The organism is Roseomonas rosulenta (genome assembly GCF_016106005.1).
Classification (GTDB): Bacteria; Pseudomonadota; Alphaproteobacteria; order Acetobacterales; family Acetobacteraceae; genus Neoroseomonas; species Neoroseomonas rosulenta.
In genome coordinates, this window is sequence record NZ_JACADR010000440.1 from 1 (window position 1) to 2,408 (window position 2,408).

The 2,408-nt window shown below is 72.2% G+C and carries 3 protein-coding genes; all 3 read left to right on the top strand.

The features are described from left to right. A partial coding sequence (locus HW578_RS25510; protein ID WP_198373517.1) for a GDP-mannose 4,6-dehydratase occupies positions 1-251 on the top strand: 251 nt, incomplete at its 5' end. Beyond that, positions 244-1,194, top strand: coding sequence for a GDP-L-fucose synthase family protein (locus HW578_RS25515; protein ID WP_304621651.1), 951 nt, complete (start codon positions 244-246; stop codon positions 1,192-1,194). The genes HW578_RS25510 and HW578_RS25515, both read left to right, overlap by 8 nt. Before the next feature lie 13 nt (positions 1,195-1,207). Continuing rightward, the coding region (locus tag HW578_RS25520; RefSeq protein WP_198373518.1) for a glycosyltransferase at positions 1,208-2,408 on the top strand (1,201 nt) is incomplete at its 3' end.

The following is a 2,408-nucleotide window of genomic DNA, read 5'->3' on the forward strand; positions in this document are numbered from 1 at the left end:
GGCGGGGCAAGGGCGTGGAGGAAGTCGGCGTGGACCGTGCGACCGGCCGCACGCTGGTGCGCGTCGATCCCGAATACTTCCGCCCGACCGAGGTGGACCTGCTGATCGGCAACCCGGCCAAGGCCAAGCAGAAGCTCGGCTGGAGCCATACCGTGGCGCTGCCCGAGCTGGTGAAGGAAATGGTCGCCGCCGACATCGCCCTGCTGCGCGAAGAAGCCGCCCCGGTGCCCGGCCAGCGCGCCCATGGCTGAGGTCTTCGCGCTGGCCGGTGCGCGCATCTATGTCTCGGGTCATAGGGGCATGGTGGGCTCGGCCTGCGCGCGGCGCCTCGCCGCCGCGGGGGCGGAGGTGATCACCGCCGACCGCGCGCGCGTGGACCTGCGCCGCCAGGACCAGGTCGAGGCCTTCATGGCGCAGGCGAAGCCGGATGCGGTGGTGGTCGCCGCCGCACGGGTCGGCGGCATCCTGGCGAACGATACGATGCCGGCGGAGTTCCTCTACGACAACCTGATGATCGAGGCGAACCTGATCGAGGCGGCGCATCGCTGCGACGTGAACCGCCTGCTGTTCCTCGGGTCCTCCTGCATCTATCCGAAGGAAGCGCCGAACCCGATCACCGAGGACGCGCTGCTGACCGGCCCGCTCGAGCCCACCAACCAGTGGTACGCGGTGGCGAAGATCGCCGGCATCAAGCTCTGCCAGGCCTACCGGCGGCAATACGGGCGCGATTACATCTCGGCCATGCCGTGCAACCTGTATGGCCCGGGCGACTACTTCCACCCCGAGCGCAGCCACGTCATCCCTGCCCTGTTGCAGCGCTTCCACGCCGCGGCGCGGGCGGGGGATGAAGTGGTGACCTGCTGGGGGTCCGGCACGCCGCGGCGCGAGTTCATGCACGTGGACGACGTCGCCGATGCCTGCGCCTTCCTGCTGGAACGCTACTCCGGCGAGGGCCACCTGAATATTGGCACCGGCACCGACATCACCATCGCCGAACTCGCGCAGGGGATCGCGCGCGTCACCGGCTTCGCCGGGCGCATCGACTGGGACCGCAGCAAGCCGGACGGCACCATGCTGAAGCGCATGGACGTCTCGCGCATCGCGTCCCTGGGCTGGCAGGCGCGCATCGGCTTCCAGGAGGGGCTCGCGCAGACCTATCGCTGGTTCCTCGACCAGCCGGCGCTGCGCACCTGACCGCGGCGGCGGCATGCGCGTCGCATTCTTCGGCCTCGACTTCCACGCCCGGACGGGATCGAGCCGCTTCCTGCTCGACCTGGTCGCGCGCCATGCGACGGTGGAGACCTTCTTCGCCGCGCCCGACGTGGCGGCGGTGCGGCGCGCCGCACCCGGCTTCGACGAGGCCCGCTACGACGCCATCATCATCTGGCAGCTGCACGAGGCCTTCGCCCTGCTGAGCGGCCGCCACCCCAACGTGACCTTCGCGCCCATGCTGGATGCGATGTGGCGTGGCGGCGCCTTCACCTGGCGGCCCTCCTTCAACGCGGCCAAGATCCTCTGCTTCTCCTGGGCACTGAGGCGGGAGGTGATGCGCCGCGCCCCCGTGCATGCGCTGGTGCAGTACTACCCCGACCCCGCTGCCCGCCCGCCGGTGCGGGACTTCGACGCGCTGCGCGGCTTCCTGTGGTACCGCCGCCGCGACATCCCGCCCGAGCAGGTCTTCGCCCTCACCGCCGGCACGCCGTTCGACAGCCTTGCCATCCACGATGCGCCGGATCCGGGTCACGAGGCGCCCTTCCCCGCCGCCGCGCCGGCGCATGTCGGCCGCCTGCTGCGCAGCACCTGGTCGGCCGATGGCGCCGCCTTCGGAGACTCCCTCGCCGCCGCAAATGTCTTCTTCGCCCCGCGCCCGATGGAGGGCATCGGCATGGCGGTGCTCGAAGCCATGGCAGCGGGGCTGTGCGTGGTGGCGCCGGATACGCCGACGATGGACGAATACATCTCGCATGGCCGCAACGGGCTGCTTTACGCGCCGGGGTCGCGCCTTCCGCTCGATTTCACGGATGCGGCGACGATCGGCGCACGGGCGCGCGAGGACATTTCCGCGGGCCGCACCCGATGGGAGGCCGCGATCCCGGCGCTGCTCGACTTCCTCGCGACTCCGACGGCCCGTGTGGCGCAGCAGGGGCAGGGGCGCGGCGTGATGCTGCGCGCGGCCCCGCCGCAGCCCGACCTCGCCGCCGCCGGAATCGCCATCCTGCCGCCGGGCGGCGCGCCGCCGGCGGGGGCACGATGGCTACTGGCTCTGCCACAGGGCGCGCACCCCGCCGATCCTGCCGCGGTCGTGCAGGCCGTGGCGGAGGCGCCGGCCGGGGCCGGCATCATCCGCGGCCACCACCTGCTGCGCGGCGCGGACGGGACCGAGGCGCTGCGTCGCACCGCCGCGCCCG

Coding starts and splice junctions, on each gene's coding strand:
- HW578_RS25515 (WP_304621651.1), top strand. CDS start 244: ATGGCTGAGGTCTTCGCGCTGGCCGGTGCGCGCATCTATGTCTCGGGT.